Annotated in this window: 14 protein-coding genes, 1 tRNA gene and 1 pseudogene; 7 read left to right on the top strand and 9 right to left on the bottom strand. The window is 62.6% G+C overall.

Going from position 1 to position 15889, the window contains the following annotated elements; all coding sequences use genetic code 11:
- Nucleotides 1–240 precede the first annotated feature (240 nt).
- Entirely contained in the window at nucleotides 241–951 is a 711-nt protein-coding gene (locus ACFO6Q_RS02675) for a hypothetical protein (RefSeq protein WP_380018959.1), read from the bottom strand.
- A 27-nt stretch (nucleotides 952–978) separates the two neighbouring features.
- Nucleotides 979–1359: a YdgH/BhsA/McbA family protein gene (locus tag ACFO6Q_RS02670; RefSeq protein WP_380018958.1), complete on the bottom strand. Its 381-nt coding sequence runs from the start codon at nucleotides 1357–1359 to the stop codon at nucleotides 979–981.
- Between the two features lie 244 nt (nucleotides 1360–1603).
- On the opposite strand from ACFO6Q_RS02670, the gene ACFO6Q_RS02665 reads away from it, so the two are divergent.
- From ACFO6Q_RS02665 to ACFO6Q_RS02640, 6 genes are read left to right on the top strand one after another with little or no spacing between them, the layout of a single operon-like run.
- Nucleotides 1604–1858 carry a helix-turn-helix domain-containing protein gene (locus ACFO6Q_RS02665; RefSeq protein ID WP_380018957.1) on the top strand — a complete coding sequence of 85 codons (255 nt, stop codon included), beginning with the start codon at nucleotides 1604–1606 and terminating at the stop codon, nucleotides 1856–1858.
- The gene (locus tag ACFO6Q_RS02660; protein ID WP_380018956.1) at nucleotides 1855–2148 is read left to right on the top strand and encodes a hypothetical protein; all 294 of its coding nucleotides are present in this window, start codon (nucleotides 1855–1857) and stop codon (nucleotides 2146–2148) included. The genes ACFO6Q_RS02665 and ACFO6Q_RS02660 overlap by 4 nt, the downstream gene beginning before the upstream one ends.
- Nucleotides 2149–2205: 57 nt before the next feature.
- Nucleotides 2206–2508 (top strand): hypothetical protein, encoded by a 303-nt coding sequence (locus ACFO6Q_RS02655; RefSeq protein WP_380018955.1) that lies wholly within the window; start codon nucleotides 2206–2208, stop codon nucleotides 2506–2508.
- A gap of 2 nt (nucleotides 2509–2510) precedes the next feature.
- Complete coding sequence (locus ACFO6Q_RS02650; RefSeq protein ID WP_380018954.1) at nucleotides 2511–3842, top strand: hypothetical protein; 1332 nt, start codon at nucleotides 2511–2513, stop codon at nucleotides 3840–3842.
- A gap of 42 nt (nucleotides 3843–3884) precedes the next feature.
- A complete protein-coding gene (locus ACFO6Q_RS02645; RefSeq protein ID WP_380018953.1) occupies nucleotides 3885–5213 on the top strand; it encodes a hypothetical protein in 1329 nt (442 codons plus the stop codon).
- Nucleotides 5214–5215: 2 nt separating this feature from the next.
- Nucleotides 5216–10681, top strand: coding sequence for an LPD38 domain-containing protein (locus ACFO6Q_RS02640; protein WP_380018952.1), 5466 nt, complete (start codon nucleotides 5216–5218; stop codon nucleotides 10679–10681).
- A 39-nt stretch (nucleotides 10682–10720) separates the two neighbouring features.
- Here ACFO6Q_RS02640 and ACFO6Q_RS02635 read toward each other — a convergent pair whose 3' ends face one another.
- The 3 genes from ACFO6Q_RS02635 to ACFO6Q_RS02625 form a co-directional block, all read right to left on the bottom strand.
- Nucleotides 10721–10972: a hypothetical protein gene (locus ACFO6Q_RS02635; RefSeq protein WP_380018950.1), complete on the bottom strand. Its 252-nt coding sequence runs from the start codon at nucleotides 10970–10972 to the stop codon at nucleotides 10721–10723.
- 9 nt (nucleotides 10973–10981) lie between these two features.
- Entirely contained in the window at nucleotides 10982–11335 is a 354-nt protein-coding gene (locus ACFO6Q_RS02630; RefSeq protein ID WP_380018949.1) for a hypothetical protein, read from the bottom strand.
- Nucleotides 11336–11405: 70 nt separating this feature from the next.
- A complete protein-coding gene (locus tag ACFO6Q_RS02625; RefSeq protein WP_380018948.1) occupies nucleotides 11406–11624 on the bottom strand; it encodes a hypothetical protein in 219 nt (72 codons plus the stop codon).
- Between the two features lie 256 nt (nucleotides 11625–11880).
- On the opposite strand from ACFO6Q_RS02625, the pseudogene ACFO6Q_RS02620 reads away from it, so the two are divergent.
- Nucleotides 11881–12420: pseudogene (locus ACFO6Q_RS02620) on the top strand (sce7726 family protein); the annotation flags it as partial.
- Between the two features lie 33 nt (nucleotides 12421–12453).
- On the opposite strand, the gene ACFO6Q_RS02615 reads toward ACFO6Q_RS02620, so the two are convergent.
- The 4 genes from ACFO6Q_RS02615 to ACFO6Q_RS02600 form a co-directional block, all read right to left on the bottom strand.
- Complete coding sequence (locus ACFO6Q_RS02615; RefSeq protein ID WP_380018947.1) at nucleotides 12454–13515, bottom strand: beta family protein; 1062 nt, start codon at nucleotides 13513–13515, stop codon at nucleotides 12454–12456.
- Nucleotides 13516–13518: 3 nt separating this feature from the next.
- Nucleotides 13519–14226 carry an FRG domain-containing protein gene (locus ACFO6Q_RS02610; protein WP_380018946.1) on the bottom strand — a complete coding sequence of 236 codons (708 nt, stop codon included), beginning with the start codon at nucleotides 14224–14226 and terminating at the stop codon, nucleotides 13519–13521.
- A gap of 122 nt (nucleotides 14227–14348) precedes the next feature.
- Nucleotides 14349–15557, bottom strand: a complete 1209-nt coding sequence (locus ACFO6Q_RS02605; protein ID WP_380018945.1) for a tyrosine-type recombinase/integrase — start codon at nucleotides 15555–15557, stop codon at nucleotides 14349–14351.
- A 178-nt stretch (nucleotides 15558–15735) separates the two neighbouring features.
- Nucleotides 15736–15811 (bottom strand) — tRNA-Phe (locus tag ACFO6Q_RS02600).
- Between the last annotated feature and the right edge of the window lie 78 nt (nucleotides 15812–15889).

Raw genomic sequence — 15889 nt, 5'->3', positions numbered from 1 at the left:
CAGCGATGTACTAGCTGATTGGTACGTCAGAAACCCGCGCCACAGCTTGCTTTGCAGCGAAATTTCCGTCAATGCACAAGCACCTCATAAAAGATCAACAGAAAAGGCTACTTGGTCGAGAGGGGGGTGGTACTGGTGTATTGATAGAAAAAGTACGCCAGAGCAAGCCCCGATGCGGGTTCTGGATGCACCACGAGTCCGGTGCAATCTGGTGTATTGCGCCGCAGCAGGAAAAAACTCTCAAGTTGCTATTTCCTCCTCGGTGACTTTCGACGGAGCCTTGAACGCGCGAGCAGCATCAGCCGTCATTCCTTGAGCATCCCCAAATATCCGCCACTGAACCCCTGCAGCCACAAGGGACTCATCCCCTTTATCTGCTATCGCTCTTTGCCAGAACCATAGCTCGACGTCACTGAGGTGAGCATCGAGGAGATCCACGTGGGAAACAATGTCTTCCGCACTGGATGAACGCAGCCAACCCACGATTGCACGAACTTGAGCAGCAAGACCCGTAAGATCTTCGAATCTGTCCACCTTGTACAAACTATCTAACCACCTCTCCCTTTCGCTAACGCGGGGATCCTCAGTTCCCGACACATACGCACGAAGGTCATTCATCAGCGGCCGTATCGAGCGATTGATTTTGTCGTCGTAGTAGCTGAGCAACTTGAAGAACACATCGTCAAATCGCTGCGTACGATTGCGCTTACGTTCGTCCTCAAGCTGCTGGCGCTGCGCCTCATAGCTATGCCACGCACCAACCGCTGCTATGAGGGCGAACAACGCCGTGACAGGCGCAAAGGCATCGCCGAACTGTCCCAGGTGCTCGATTGAAATGCCATGTGGTGACGGCAGCCAGTCAGGGCGCTTGGCAATCGTCAGCAACAGAAGAAGCCCGCCCCATGAGGCGAGAAGGATTGCACCGACCATGGCCGGCGCAATCGTGAGCAAGCGCTTGCGCAGACTCCGCATAGGACGTCACTCCCTGACAAAGATTGCCTGTCCCTGCGCCGCCTGTTTGTTCGACGGCAAACCCATGAAGCCACCGGCCCCAGTGGGGACGACCACGGCCGCACCAGTCTGTGCGCCGGCGCCTGTCAGCACGATCCCGTTTGCGCCAATCTTCCCCGCTTGCGCCTTCAGCTCCGCGACGACGTAGTCCATGCGCGCTTGCTCGCCGATTCCACTTCCGCTGCTGGCCTGCACTACACCGACGATCTCAGCGCCCTGGGGCGGCGTCGCATAGATCTTCACCTGATCGGCAGGTATCGGTGCCCGCTTCTCCCCAGTAACGATGGCTGACCCGCTAGCGCAGCCAGCAAGCACCAGAACGAGCGCAGCAATGGCTATGGTTCTCATCCCTCATTCCCCCGTATCCGCCGCGGAGCGCGACAGCCGAGGCAAGCAAACCTCGTGCCGATCTCGCGGATTGAGACGCGGAAAATTTGGGGTCTATGAGGGGTAGACGCCGTGCTTCCCGTCTGCGGCCTGACTCAAACATTGCACTTCAATGTACTGGCGCCCGAAGTCGCCAGCGGATGTACTTACATCTCACGATGCGTCAACGCAAACTGATCGAAAGCACTGCAACCCACGGACGGGCATGAGCGATCTCCTCGACACAGCGGAAGCCGCACGCTACCTCGGCGGCACATCACCGATCTCCGCGAGCACTTTGGCGCACTGGCGGGTCGCTGGCATCGGCCCAGCATTCGTGCGAGTCGGCCGCGCCATTCGTTACCGCTGTTCCGACCTCGACTTGTGGCTCGCCGCGCAAACGCGTGCGCCCGAATCAGCCCATAGCACCGACCACACGCCGCAAGAAGCGGCATCAGGCAGCGACAAGGAGGCCCAATGAGCGAGCTGAAAACCCGAATCGACACCGTAGCGCAGCAGATCCAAGTGGTGCGCAGCAATCTCGCCGAGTTTCGCAATTCCGCCAGCGCGCTAGTCGACTCGATCTCTGCACTTCACATCGGGAATACGCCCGGCGTCCACGAGGTGGTTCGCGAGCATAGCGTTGGTCAGCCGATCTACAACGCATTGAGCACTCTGTCGAATGCGCTCGACGCGGCGCACGAGCTGGTATGCGACTTGCGCCGCCTCCGGTACCGAGACGTGCGCCCGGCGGCGTTCGTGAACGTCTGAAACGTCTGATCTATTGCGGCGCGCAGGACGCGTGCCAGTCGGCCAGGGAGGCCAGCAATGCAGCTCATCTTTCCCGATCCAACGACCACGGCGGGGCGAATCCTGTTCTGTCTTGCGCGCTCGCGCGCCGTTACACCGCGGCACGTCGCCTGCGACCGAGACCTTCCCCGCTTCCTCACTGCAGTTGACGAGCTTCGCACCTCTGGCTGGGGCGTCTTTCAGCCCACGATCGCGCAGAGGTGGCAACTGGTCGACGCCCGCCACGAAGGCTCATTCAGCAGCCCCGACGCGCAGGCATGGCTCAAGCAGGCTGCCGATGCGGCGCGTCGCTTCGGCTCGAACGTCAATAAGGAGATCTAGCGATGCTTGGACGCTACGCCATGAACGACAACGCGCGCACAACGCTGCAGCGCGACGCGACGACGACCGACATCACGATTCGCATCAATGCCGCAGCGGCACCCTTCAACCTGCCGGCCGATCCGGTCGGGCATGCGCCGAGCGGCGGCGTCGGAATCGCGACGATCACCGACTCGATCGTGCAGCCGACCAAGTTCGAGATCATCGCCTACACCGGGCTGGCCGACGTCGGCGGCGGCCGCTACGATTTGACCGGCGTCACGCGCGGCGTCGCTGGATCCTCGGCGCAGAACTGGACCGCCGGCGCTGTCCTGTACCAGGCGATCACGGCGGACGGAATGCTGCATCCGTTCCTGTCCCTCAACATCGCCGACAACAGCACAACGATCGGGTCGGATGAGCTGGTGTTTCCTGGCTCCTTGGCGGATTTCTCGTCCGCGGTTCTCTCGGCGAACAGTGTCAGCGCGACGTCCGCGACGATTGCTACGATCAACGGCTCCTCGCTCCGGGTCGGCACGCAGCCGACCACGTCGCCGGTCGCTGGCGCTCTCGCGTCCGTCTCAGGGACCAACGGCCTCGCCGCCGGCGCGATCCTGAGAACCAGCACCGACACCGCAGGCGCGGTTCTCGCGCTCGGCAAGGGTCGCGGAACCCCGGTCGCGCAGACCATTGTCATCAACGGCGACACGTTGGGGCGAATCGACGCCTACGCGGCGCGCACATCTGCCGCGTGGTCGAACGTCGCCTCGATCACGTTCGAGACAGATGGCTCGCAGACCACGACCTCGATGCCGAGCCGGATTGTCTTTCGTGTCGCACCGGTGAATGGGGTAGTTGGCGCGGAAGCGCTGCGAATCAACTCCGATAGTTCGGTGACGTTCGCTGGAGGCGCAAGATTCGCGGGCGTTGTCACCTTCACCGCCAACGTCATTGCAGGGGGCGACGTTGGAGCAAATTCGCTGACAGCGAATAGCCTGGACGTCAATGGTCCTGCGTCACTGGGTGGAATGACCCTCTCCAGCGGGGTGAGAAGCGTCGCCATCTCTGCGGCTACAAACGATTGGGCGCCGGTCAATTTTTCAGCCACAGGCGCCTATCGAGTAACCACCTCTGGCACCCCGTCGATCACGGGCATAGCCAGCGGAGCTGCAAACCGCGCGATCTCGTTGTTCAACGTAGGAACCGTCGCGCTCACGCTTAGTCACGAGAGCGCTGGGTCGGCTGCGGGGAACCGGTTTGCGCTTCCTGGCTCAGCTAACTACAACGTTCCTGCCAACGACTCTGTCACGCTCTGGTACGACGGCACGTCGTTGCGTTGGCGGGTCAAGCGGTAAGTCCAGCGGCGTCAATCGAAATCTTCAAGGATGAGGATGACCATGAATCCGATCAGCATGGGCGCGATCATCGATGGCTTCTACTCCGGCCTCGATCGACAGAACGAGATCAACTACCGAAACGAGGAGCGCAAATACGCGCGCGACCGCCGCGCGACGCTGGACCAGCGCGAGGATGTCGCATACGGCCAGCAGCAGGAGGATCGCACGCACGCGCTCGAACGTCGCGGTGTCACGGAGGGACGTGAGGACACACAGTACGGCCAGCAGCAGGAAGCCTATCAACACGGCCTCGCGCGCCGGCCGGTCGAGGAGGCGCAGAAGGATCAGGCTTTCGGCCTGAGCGCGGCGCGCGCGCAGCAAGAGATGCGGCTCGCCGACAACCGCGACCGCCGCGAATCCGCGGAGTCCGGCTCGCGCCTGCGCCTCCAGAACATGCAGGCCGAGCTTGCGGAGTATGGGCTTGACGATGCCCGCATCGGACAGGAGTACAAGCGCGCGGAGCGCTCGCTCGCACCGCTATTCCAGCAGTACGCAGTGAGTCGCGATCCGACCATTTTCCAGGACTGGTACAACGCGCACGTGCCCGACGGAAACCGGGTCGAGATCCAACCCAACGAGAATGGCACGTACACGATACATTCGCAGCGCGGTGGATCGCAGACGATGCAGAGCGGCGACGAGATTGCCCGCCTGGCGCGCACGTTGATCCGCCCCGACGTCTACATGGAGTCGCTCTACGCCGGCGTGAAGGCGCAGCAGGAAGCAGCAGAAGCGCGCGCCAAGAACCCGAAGAACTTCGGCGAGCCGGTGGTCGGCTCGGACGGCACGACGGGGATGCTCGACTACTCCACGGGTCGAGTCACGCCCGTCACGTCCAGCATCGACGGGAAGCCATTCGTTGGCTCGCTGAATCACAAGGGCGAGAAGCCGGCGATGCTGCAGGAGGTCGATGCTCTCCTCCAGAACATGCCGCCGCGCGAAGGCGAGTCAACGACCGATCGATGGATGCGCGCCTATGCGACGGCGAATCGCCGCCTCAGCGCGGACCCTCAGCAGGCCGCCAGCGATTTCTACCGCACGACGCTCACGAAGCTCCTGCCATCCAGCGATTTCTCATCGCCAGCGAAGGTTAATGAAGCGCAGCAGTACGCCGCTGAGCTGACACGGCAGTTCGCGTCGCAGTACCTCAGCGGCACTCAGGGTTCCGGTCCCGTGGAACGTATGCGCGCGGGATCCACGTCGGGCAACGTAACAACGCCCGTGATCCCGGATGCTGCAGTTGCGATGCTGAAATCGAACCCAAATCTGCGCGCGCAGTTTGATGCTAAATACGGCGTCGGTGCCGCGGCCTCGGTGTTGGGGCGATAACGATGGCCGACAACCCCTTCGATCAGTTCGACAATACGGCACTCTCGGGAACGGACAATCCGTTCGACGCCTTCGACGCGTCGCACCCTGACTTCTCCAACGTCGACGCCGGCGCCGACTCAACCGCGCCGTATCGGCTCGGCGTCTCGGGATGGTTGGAGCGCGCTGGTCGCTCCGCGGCGTCACGCTCGATCGACCTCGCTGCGTTGCTGCAGCAGGGCACGCCTAGCGGCATGGCCGAAGCCATCTCGGCGCCGTTCACCGGCATCCCGTCGACCGCCGACCAGGCGCGCCAGGCCGCGCGCGACATCGCGCCGGAGGCGGTCGCGAAGGACAACTACGCGGCGCGCAGCGCGGATTTCGCCGGCGCTGTTGTGCCCGACCTCGCCGCAATCGTTGCATCCGGTGGCTCGGCAGGGGTGGGCGTCGTGGGGCGCATGCTCGCCGGCGCCCGCGCGATGACGCTTCCGGCGGCGGAGAATGCGCGGCAGCGCTACGAGCAGGGAGTCGCCGCCGGCCAGAACCGCATCGACGCGCTCGGCGGGGCAGCGGTGACGGGCGCCACGACCCTGGCCTCTGGCGCGCTGCCCGCCAGTGTCGGCGCCTCGTTGCCGGTGCGCCTCGCCTCCGGCGCGGCGATCGGCGCTGGCGCGGCCGAGGCGCAGCGACAGATCGAGAACGCAGTGTCGCCGGAGTCGCTTCAACGAGAGTTCGATCCGTTCGACACGGCGGCAGGGGCCATTTTTGGCGGCGCGATCGGCGGCATGCACGGCGCGGGGCCAGCGCCCCGAACCGATGGTCATGTGGATGTCCTCGCCGGTAAGCCTTCACGCCGGGACTTCGCTCCAGATCGCGTAGAGCTGCGCGAAACCACGGATACCGCAAATCTGTTCGACCAGTTCGATCCGAGAACGGCCAAGCCGATCGACGTGCCACCTCCTGAGGCCATCCCCGCGCCGGCCGCGGCCGGCGAGTCGGTCATCGCCGCGCGAGCCGCTTTCGACGCTGCGCTTGGCGACATTGCCGACTTCGGCGAGGCCCGTTCGCTCGCGGAACGCATCGCGGAGCAACACGGCATCGCCGCAGACGAGGTGCTTCCGCTTCCCGACTGGCTCGCCGCCCCGAAGGAGGGCGTCGCTGCTGCTGACGAGGCACTGCCGCCGCGCCCCTTCGGCGAAACCAGTGCTACGAACCTTCCGCCGCCGCCCGTCGTGGACGACGCGCTGGCGGAACTACAGCGACCCGGCACCGAAGCCGAGCCGCTGGCAATACCCCGCCGCTCGCTCATGGATGAGCCGGCTGCGGAGCCCATCGCCACCGCGAATACTGGAGACGTCCCGGCTCGCGAAGGCACCGAAGCATCCCCGCTGGACTCGCATGCGCAGCGAATACCTGGCGAGGATGCTTCGGTTGGGCAACCTCTTGATGCCCTGATTGACCAAGCCGTCAGCAGCGGAATTTCATTCAGGGCGATTGCAGAGGCAACACGCTCGACGGATGATGCCGTTGCCGCGCGGGCTGTCCGCGATTTGCTCGCAGAAGGAAATGGCTCCGATCATCCGACCGCCACCACAGACTTGGCCCGAGTCGACCGAAACGGAGAGGCAGGAAGCGGATCGCCTGTTCGCGCTGATGGACTCGTGGCCGAAGGATCCGGCGAAAGTGGTGGAGCTGGCAGCGCGCCGAGCCGCCTTGATCCCAGTCGAACCGAGTTCGGCTCGGTAGAAGGAGCTGGCTTAGGTTCGGCCGAGGCTCGACTGCCGAACCGCATCGCCTCGGCCGCGCGCGAGTGGCGGGAACGTGGCACCACTTCCCCCTTCTTCAATAAGTTCTTCCGCGGCTCGAAAGTCATTGACGACGCCGGCGCACCGCGGATCGTTCACCACGGCACTGGCGCGGAGTTCACCGTCTTCCGAGACGAGCACTCCGGCAATGCGACGGCGCATGCCACATCGGCGCTCGGTCACTTCTTCACGACGAACCGAGAGGTGGCTGGCCGGTACGCCGAGAACGCGGCCGAGGGACGGCCGGCGGATGCTCGTATCGTCGACGCCTACCTCGCCATCCGTCGCCCGTACCGCATGCCGCTCGATGAAGCACAGGCCATCCGAAGCGCCGACGAAGCACGCGCGCTACGCGCCAAGTTGGAGCGACGCGGCTTCGACGGCATCGAATTGCCAGAGGCGAAGTCGTGGATCGCCTTCCGGCCCGAGCAAGTCAAGAGCGTCGACAACCGGGGGACGTTCGATGCAACGGATCCGGACATTCGGTTCGCCCGTGCCGCGCGTGACGATTCAGCGCCGACGCTTCGCGACGAGCAGGTGCATGAACTCGCCAGTCGCATCCTTGGCGTGAATGCCTCGAACCGAGTCGTGGTCACGCCGTGGGATTCCCTGCCGGCCGAGATTCGCAAGGCGGCGGAGGAGCAAGGCGCAGCGGCGGAGGATGTTCGGGCAGTTCATTGGCGTGGGAAGACGTATCTCGTTGGTGATCGGCTTCGGTCCGTCGGCGACGTCGCCGAGGCGATCTACCATGAGCACTTTACGCATTTCGGGCTTCGCGCCAAGTACGGCTCGGCGCTCGGAGCGAAACTCGGCGAGATCCTCCATCGCGTCGGCGGATTGGAAGGGGTCCGCCAGCTCGCCCGCGACCAGGGCATCGACTTGTCGGACTACGAGGCAGGCGTGCTCGGTAACTCCAAGATTGCCGCACGCGATCAACGGCTGATCCTCATGGAGGAGCTGTTGGCTCACATGAGCCGGACCACCGGTACGCTGCACCGTACCCTGCAGGAATGGGTCGGCGCCTTGCGAGACTGGCTGCGGAGGAACGGCTTCGCGGAGTTATCGCGGTACGGTGCCACCGATCTCGCGCATGTCCTGCGTGAGGCCCGTCAGGCTGCTCTCAGCGCCGACGCTCCCGAATCGAAGTCGCGGCCAATGTTCCAGCGCACGTCGCGCGCTGCCGGCGATCGAGAAGCCCTGGCGCCTGTAGCGAAGCGACGCGACCTCGATCCCGCGCAGCAGGCCGCACTCGAAAAGATTGGCGCTCGCCCGGAGTCTCTGAGCGCCAAATTCAGGAGCCTTTCCTCGCGCTGGCACGAGAAGGCCGTGCAGGGGCTGGTCGATCAATTCGCGCCGATCAAAGATCTCGATTCGGTCGCCTACCAGCAGGCACGGTTGAGTCGCGGCGTCGACGGGGCCGTAGAGGCATCGTTCCTCCATGGTCCGGTAAAGCTCACCGACGGTGCGCTGGACGTGACTTCGGACGGTAAGGGACTTCGGGGTGTGCTATCTGAGCTGGCCGGCGAGCACGATCTCTTTTTCGCGTGGGTCGCCGGCAATCGCGCCGAGCGTCTTGCGCGCGAAGGTCGCGAACGCTTGTTCACCGAGGCCGACATCACCGCGTTGAAGCGGCTCAATCAAGGTAGGCTTCCGGACGGCCGGAGTCGTGCTGGCGCCTATGCGCGCGCGTTGGTCGAATTCAATCGATACCAGAAAGCGATCCTCGACGTCGCCGAAGAAGCCGGCTTGATCTCCGCGGCATCGCGCGAGAAGTGGGCTCAGGAGTTCTACGTGCCATTTCGGCGCACCGATCTCGGCGAGTCTGGCTCGCTCGATCCAGCCGATCTCACGCCGCCGTTGGTGAAGAAAGGAACCGAGGAGCCGATCGAAGCGCTGAAGGGCGGTACACAACCGCTCGGCGACTTGCTCGCCAATACGCTGGAGAATTGGAACCGCCTTTTAGTCTCCTCGATGCGCAACATGGCTGCGACGAAGGCGCTTGCCGCGGCGGCGAAGGTCGGCGAGGCTCGGCGCGTCGAGGAACCGAGCAAGACGTCTCTGCGCGTCCGCATCGACGGTAAAGCCGAGCACTACGAGGTCAGCGATCCGCTGTTGGTCGATGCACTGACGATGCTGCATTTCAATGGCTGGCAGTCGCCGGCCCTGCGCGTCGCGTCCCGATTCAAGCGCGCGCTGAGCTTCGGCGTCACGGTGTCGCCGGCATTCCGAATCCGCAACCTGTTGCGCGACACGCTGACCGCGCTGGCGGTGAGCGACCATACCGGCACCAATCCGATACGCAACCTCGTCGACGGCTGGGCTGCCACAAAACCAGGTAGCGAAACCGACATCCGGTTGCTCGCCGGCGGCGGGAAGGTCCGCTTCGGCTCGTTGACGGACGGCGATCACGCCGCGGCGGCCAAGCGCTTGATCGCCAGTGGCGTCGACGAAAGCCGAATCCTCGACTCGTCGGCCAAAATCAAGAAGGCGCTGCGCGAAGCCTGGCACTCGTATCAGGAACTCGGCGACCGCGGCGAGTCGGTGAATCGCGCCGCCATCTACGAACGCGCTCGCGCCGCCGGCAAATCTCACTTGGAAGCAAGCTACGAGGCGCGTGATCTCCTCGATTTCACGATGGCCGGAAAGTGGGCTGCCGTTCGCCTACTGGCGCAAACGGTCCCGTTCGCGAATGCACGCGCCCAGGGCCTGTATCGGCTTGGCCGCGGTGCGAAGGCCAGTCCGCAGCGGTTTGCTGCCATCACCGGTGCCGTCGCACTCGCATCGGTGGCGCTCTATCTCGCGCAGCGCGAAGACGAGGACTATCGCGCGCTGCCCGACTACGTGCGGAACGCCTACTGGGCGATCAAGCTCGGCGACAAGTTCCTTTATCTGCCGAAGCCCTTCGAGATCGGCGCCCTCGGCACGGTCGCGGAACGTAGCGTCGAGCTGGCCGTCGCCCGCGATGACTACCGCGCTCGTGACTTCGCGAACTCGCTGCAGGAATTGGTGGTCTCGCAGCTCGCGATGAATCCAATCCCCCAAGCTGTCCGGCCAGCACTGGAGGTTGCGTTCAACTACGACAGCTTCCGCGGCCGCCCCATCGATTCGCAGGGACAAGAGCGGCTGCCACCAGAGAACCGGTACACCTCACGCTCATCGGCGGCCGCTGTCCAGCTCGGCAAGCTGACGAACTCCTCGCCGAACATGATCGAGCACTTGGTCGGCGGCTATCTCGGCTGGCTCGGCGTGCAAGCCCTCAACGTCGCCGACGTCATGGCTCGCCCGTTCACCGATCTCCCGCCGAATCCAGGCCGTGATCCGGCCAGGCTGCGGAACTGGCCGGTACTGGGTGACTTCGTCAAGGAAGCGCGCGGCGGATCCTCGAAGTACGTCGAGCGCCTGTACGCCATGCAGCGCGAGCTTGAGCAGGTCTACGCTGCCCGCCGCGAGGCAGCGCGCGCCGGCGACGATGTCGCAGCGGAGGCGCTGGCGCCGAAGCTGGACAAGCTGGGGCTCTATCGCGGTGGCGCGAAAGCGCTTGCGCGGAATCGAGCCGAGCAGCGCCAGGTCGAGCAGGATCGCGCGCTGACGCCGGCGGAACGTCGTGCACGGCTGGACGAGCTAGCGATGGAGCGAAACCGCATTGCGGCAGATGTCGACCGCGAGGCACGCATGGAACCTTGAACCAAGAGGCTACCAAGCAACGCGCGGATTGAGCAGAGTCTACCTCCGCCCTTGTTCGACCAGCATCCGCACCCGCGCGCGTGTCACCTCGATCGGCTCGAACGCCAAGGCAGTCGGCATTGAGGTCGCTGGGGCGTCGAACTTCTCAAGGTCAACGAACCAGCGACCACCGATCATCCGCGCGCCCGGCAGATCGCCGTTGCGCGCGAGACGCTGCAGCGTCTTCGGATTCCTCGGTGATCGAGGGAAGCGGAGGAGGTTCAGATCCTCCAGGTCGACAAGCTCAGTCACGACGTTTGCCTAACTCGGCGTCTCAGTCCGCTTTTTCCGCGGCACGTACGGCCTTAGCCGAGCGTTCGTCAAGTTGCCCAAGGGGTCGACGAGGCTCTCGAAGTTTGGGGTCTGTCCGTTGAACATCCGCGGACCGGTTGCGACGACAACCGGAAACCAAGTCGGGGCATTCTCGATCATCCGCGACAGCTCGGCTCGCAAGAAAACCTTCTTGCCAAGGTTGCGGCGCGCGCGCACGCCAGCTTCCGCCAGCGTGTCCGTGGATTGCTGGAAGTGAGAAAGGGACACGCAGCAGTAGTGCGCCGCCTCGGCTTCGGTCAGGTAGTCCTTTCCGAGCAGATTGAATTCAGAGCTGTCCTTCATCTTCCGCCTTCAAGGTCGAGCATCGCGGAGAGGAGCCGGCGCTATCACCGACTCCCCGGTGCAGCCTGCGTCAAGCCGCCGCGCGCAAAGCGAGCGCATCGAGCTGACCGTGCGCAGCAGCGATGCGGTCGGCCAGGTCGGTCAGCAGCGTCGCGATGCAGGTCGGGTCCGCGGCAGGGTTCTCGTCACTCGTCTCGCTGACTGCAGCCGCGGCGATGACTCTCGCCTGCTGCTCGGCTAGGAAAAGTGCGGACATCGGGGCGGCGAGATCGTAGGATTGGTTTGCCATGACGTAACTCCTGGTTGCGTTGTGGAAGTGCTACGCCGGCGGGTGCAACCGTCGGCGTAGTGCGATCTTTCCAGACGCCAAAATGTTAGTCAAGTTATTGATTTTGATAGCATTCCTATCGTTTTGTTTAGGATTGCTTCTCTGTCTATCCAGGGCGATCGCCACACGCCAACGGAGCTGCCGATGGATGGATGTCTTGCGTGTGACGTCGTAAAGTATAGGAGACGGCTAAGAGCCCAGCCTGGCCGGATGTGTCATGAAGGACGCAGATGTTCGCAGTGCGCTGATCGCCAGAGAGCTGAAGCGCCAAATACAGTGTGAGAACACTAGGGTAGTGCCTGAGCTGCCCGTTTGCCTTGGTGACGTGCGGATCGATATAGCTGTCATCAATGGCAGCTTCGTCGGGTACGAGATCAAAAGCGCGTCGGATACATTGCGCCGACTTCCCACTCAGGCTGACTACTATTCGCGCGTGTTCGATCGTGTAGTGCTGGTCGTGGATGAGCGTCACCTCGCTAAGGCCCGTGACATCGTTCCCGCGTGGTGGCGGTTGATTTCCGTACGGACAGGGCGCAAGGGTCAGCCCGTATTGTCTAGTGTGCGGAAAGGAATGGCCAATCCCGCGCCTGACCAGCTCGCGCTCGCTCAGCTTCTTTGGAGAGATGAGGCGCTATCGATCTTGGAGCGACTTGGGCTCGACCACGGAGTGCGCACTAAGCCAGTTCGCATTCTATGGGCACGGCTTTGCTCGTCGCTTCCCTTTGATCAACTGCGCGGTGAGGTTCTCAGGGCACTCAAGTCCCGGCGAGTTGCGCGCGAGGTCTTGACCTCAATCGGCGGCAAGCTTTCGCAGTTCATCAATGACGAAGGTCACGTGATGGTTGGTTGCGACTTTACGCCAGGTTGTGTTGTTGCCAACCGTGACGATACTGGCTGCGCAATCCCAAATGTATCTATCGCCCCATGAGAATGTATGTCCCGCGTACTCCTGATGTTGAGTAATGAGTGCGCTTAGATCCCGAAACTGCTCGTATCCATGCTCGCGCAAACGTCCTGCCCGGAATACAAGAAACCGGTTTCTAACCGTATAGCGGATATTCGCTGTCATTTGCAGCATTGCCGGGAGTGGTAGCTGCTCATTGAGGTCGCGGCTTGTGACGCCATAGTCTAGAAAGGATAATGGCTCAGTGCCCATTACTTGTAATGTATCGGTCCAGAGTTTGAGTTCGTGCCGGGGGATTTCATTCTCGCCTCGCTGGAATCCCGCTAGATTGGACGGGAAGCTTGTTCCACCAACCGCAACGTGCGCAAATCCTTTTTGCCTTGTGTCCTTGAGCGCAGAGGCACAAACGGCCGTAATCACAGCAAGATTTGGTTGATCTAGATCGCCGCAATCTAGCAGCAGACTTAAGCGGCCGGAATTCAGCTCCGCAGCTTGGAGCCAGCTCTCGATGAATCCCGAAAAGTTGATTGTTGCCATATCGTTCTTCGATACCCTGAGGGCCAGCGGGCGCTCAGAGTCGCGAGCGATCTGCAGAACGCGTGCAATGTACTGCTCGCTATAGCCGCCAGTCGTTGTGCCGAGAGAGAATCCCACAGTTGGAAATTCTGTCAGACCCGGCAGCATGATATCGAGGGCCGCAACATCGTCTGGGCTGCCAAGTTGACGGAAATCGAGGAAAATTCGCTCGACGCGCGGTTCAATATCTCGTATCTGATCCGGTACGTTGCGAAGATGCTCGTCAAGAGGCTTCGCAGGTTGCTCATTTTCCGAATCCCAGGGAGGAGGGGGGATCTCACCTACGACCGATATGTCTGGGCGCAAGTCGTTGGCTAGCTCAGATAGACCCCGGATCTCACCTTGCTTCCACTTGAGAATGGAAAAGTACATGGCCTAGCTCCTTGAAGAACCGGTGAGTGGGAGAATCCCGTTTTCGATCTCCCATCGAAGGTGCGTGCATATCCCCGGAAGGTCGGGGAAAAGGCGTGAGCGATTTACGCCGAGTGTATTAAGTAGTGATAGCGTGGGCAACTTTGCTTCGCTTTTAATCACTATGGTTTGGATGCCCGCCTGAATTTGGCCAAGGCGAAGTTCATCGCACGGATTCGCGTGAACGGTGAATACGCCAGCTTGTGCTGCCACTCGCCGAGAGTTATAACTTAGCTCCAAGACTAGTCCTGCTTCAATCGAGAATGGATCAATTGGCGGCGCGTTGAATCGTTTGATTTGGAAAGCGTAGAGTGCGCCGTCTGCATCTAAGGCACTCTCGCAGGCAAAATATATTGCGACTAGTGGATTTGTTGTCCAATCTAGGAGGCGTGTTGGCAGGCCGTGGTGTTGCGCGACGGACAATAGATCCCAACGATTCTCAGGTATGGACGGCTCGAATTGTATGGCGATTTTTCTAAATCGCTCCAGCATTCCAGCTTCCAATTCTTCTCTTGCTTCGGGATCGCGGGATTTATACTCGGCCATGCGCCCGAGGGTAGGAATTAGTTTATAGTCGGGATATCGGCTAACCCCTCGGAATACTCCATGCGAATTGGAGGTCAGTCCGCCAATATAGGCGAGGAAGTCATTGGCGGAGGTGATGGATCGCATCGAGCCGTCCAACGGTCAAGGATGATCGTAGCTTACCCGTAGGTGACGTTCCTGGGGGAGTGCTGCAGCTTCCAGGTTTTTTTGAGGAGAAAGTCCTACGACTCTAGTCGGAACATCAGTTCTTACGCCCGGCGTTTCATCGGCAATACGTTTGTCCCGACCTGCAATGTGTCGAGATAGTCTGCCCAGGCTTGCATCATCTTCTTGCGCTCAGGCAGATGCGAGGTGCGGTTGTAGGCTCGGCCTAGCGGGTCGCGAACAGCGTGGGCAAGTTGATGCTCGATCAGATGTGGTGCGAAGCCGAGCTGCTCGTCGAGCAAGGTGCGTGCAATGGCACGCCAGCCATGGGACGTCATCTGTTCTGTCGTGTAGCCGAGCCGGCGCAGCGCGGCGTTCAGTGTGTTGTCGCTGATGCAGCGGCGCCGCGACCGGACGGACGGGAAGGCGAACTCGCCCGTTCCCGTCAATTGGTGCAGCTCTCGCAGAACCTCCAGTGCCGGCCGCGACAGCGGCACGATATGCGGCGTACCCGTCTTGTTGGCCGTGTAGCGCCACTCCGCCGCGTCTAGATCCACGTCAGCCCAGCGCATTGCGCGGAGTTCACCTGGTCGCACGAATACCAGTGGCGCGAGCTTGAGCGCGGCGGCTACGACCGCGTGGCCGTTGTAGCCGTGAATCGCGCGTAGCAGCTCGCCGACCTCCGCGGGATCGGTCGGCGCGGCGAAGTGCGTCGATGCCGCCGGCGGCAGTGCGCCGGCGAGGTCGGCCACGGGGTTTCGTTCGGCTCGCCCTGTCGCGACCGCGTATCGCATGATCTTGCCGGCGAGCGCGCGCACACGATGCGCTGTCTCGACGATGCCTCGATCCTGGATACGTCGTAGGGCCGCGAGTACGTCGGCTGCGCGGATCGAGGTCGCAGGAAGGCTGCCGAGCGTCGGCAGTAGGAATCGGTCCAGCATGGAGCGGTCGCGCTTGAGCGTGCCCGCAGCGAGCTTGGCGCCGTGCGTATCGAGCCATTCGAGGGCGATGGCGCCGAAAGTGTTCTCCGCACGCTCCGCCTGTGCGGTACGGCGTGCACGAGCGGCGGCGACGGGGGAGACGCCGGTCTGTAGCGTCGCGCGCGCCTCGTCACGGAGTCGGCGTGCCGCGACCAGGGAAACGGCGGGGTACTCGCCAAGGGTTGCCATGCTGGCCTTGCCGGCGTGGCGGTATCGGTAGCGCCAGATCCGCGAGCCGGCTGGTGTGACTTCGATCGCGAGGCCATTCGCATCAGCGATGCGGTAGACGCGGTCGCGGGGCTTGAGCGTACGCAGCTTCGTGTCGGTCAACACGGTGAGTATCCCCAAAGTGAGTAGGGGGCCGGCGAGTGCTCCGGCATACTCACTATGCTACTCACATTTCCGCCGGATGCCACCAGACGTCCCCGGACATTGTCGGACGCGAGAGGGCTTATTTCAGGCGGTTTTCGCGTCTTGGGCGGACGTCCTCGGACATCGTCAGACGCTGATATGGTGGCCGGGGACGGAATCGAACCGCCGACACGGGGATTTTCAATCCCCTGCTCTACCAACTGAGCTACCCGGCCATGCGTGCTGCGTGCGTGCGACCGGAGGGCGGCCGCAGCGGGGCCGCGTATTAGAGCCGCGGGCCGGGATTTCGTCAA

It is taken from the genome of Dokdonella ginsengisoli (assembly GCF_042652785.1).
GTDB lineage: Bacteria > Pseudomonadota > Gammaproteobacteria > Xanthomonadales > Rhodanobacteraceae > Dokdonella_A > Dokdonella_A ginsengisoli.
This window is presented reverse-complemented; position numbering and strand designations above follow the sequence as displayed.

Excerpts from the sequence above, each read along its gene's own strand:
- ACFO6Q_RS02640 (WP_380018952.1), top strand. The coding sequence starts at position 5,216 with ATGGCCGACAACCCCTTCGATCAGTTCGACAATACGGCACTCTCGGGA.
- ACFO6Q_RS02670 (WP_380018958.1), bottom strand. The coding sequence starts at position 1,359 with ATGAGAACCATAGCCATTGCTGCGCTCGTTCTGGTGCTTGCTGGCTGC.
- ACFO6Q_RS02650 (WP_380018954.1), top strand. The coding sequence starts at position 2,511 with ATGCTTGGACGCTACGCCATGAACGACAACGCGCGCACAACGCTGCAG.
- ACFO6Q_RS02625 (WP_380018948.1), bottom strand. The coding sequence starts at position 11,624 with ATGGCAAACCAATCCTACGATCTCGCCGCCCCGATGTCCGCACTTTTC.
- ACFO6Q_RS02645 (WP_380018953.1), top strand. The coding sequence starts at position 3,885 with ATGAATCCGATCAGCATGGGCGCGATCATCGATGGCTTCTACTCCGGC.
- ACFO6Q_RS02630 (WP_380018949.1), bottom strand. The coding sequence starts at position 11,335 with ATGAAGGACAGCTCTGAATTCAATCTGCTCGGAAAGGACTACCTGACC.
- ACFO6Q_RS02615 (WP_380018947.1), bottom strand. The coding sequence starts at position 13,515 with ATGTACTTTTCCATTCTCAAGTGGAAGCAAGGTGAGATCCGGGGTCTA.
- ACFO6Q_RS02655 (WP_380018955.1), top strand. The coding sequence starts at position 2,206 with ATGCAGCTCATCTTTCCCGATCCAACGACCACGGCGGGGCGAATCCTG.
- ACFO6Q_RS02665 (WP_380018957.1), top strand. The coding sequence starts at position 1,604 with ATGAGCGATCTCCTCGACACAGCGGAAGCCGCACGCTACCTCGGCGGC.
- ACFO6Q_RS02660 (WP_380018956.1), top strand. The coding sequence starts at position 1,855 with ATGAGCGAGCTGAAAACCCGAATCGACACCGTAGCGCAGCAGATCCAA.
- ACFO6Q_RS02610 (WP_380018946.1), bottom strand. The coding sequence starts at position 14,226 with ATGCGATCCATCACCTCCGCCAATGACTTCCTCGCCTATATTGGCGGA.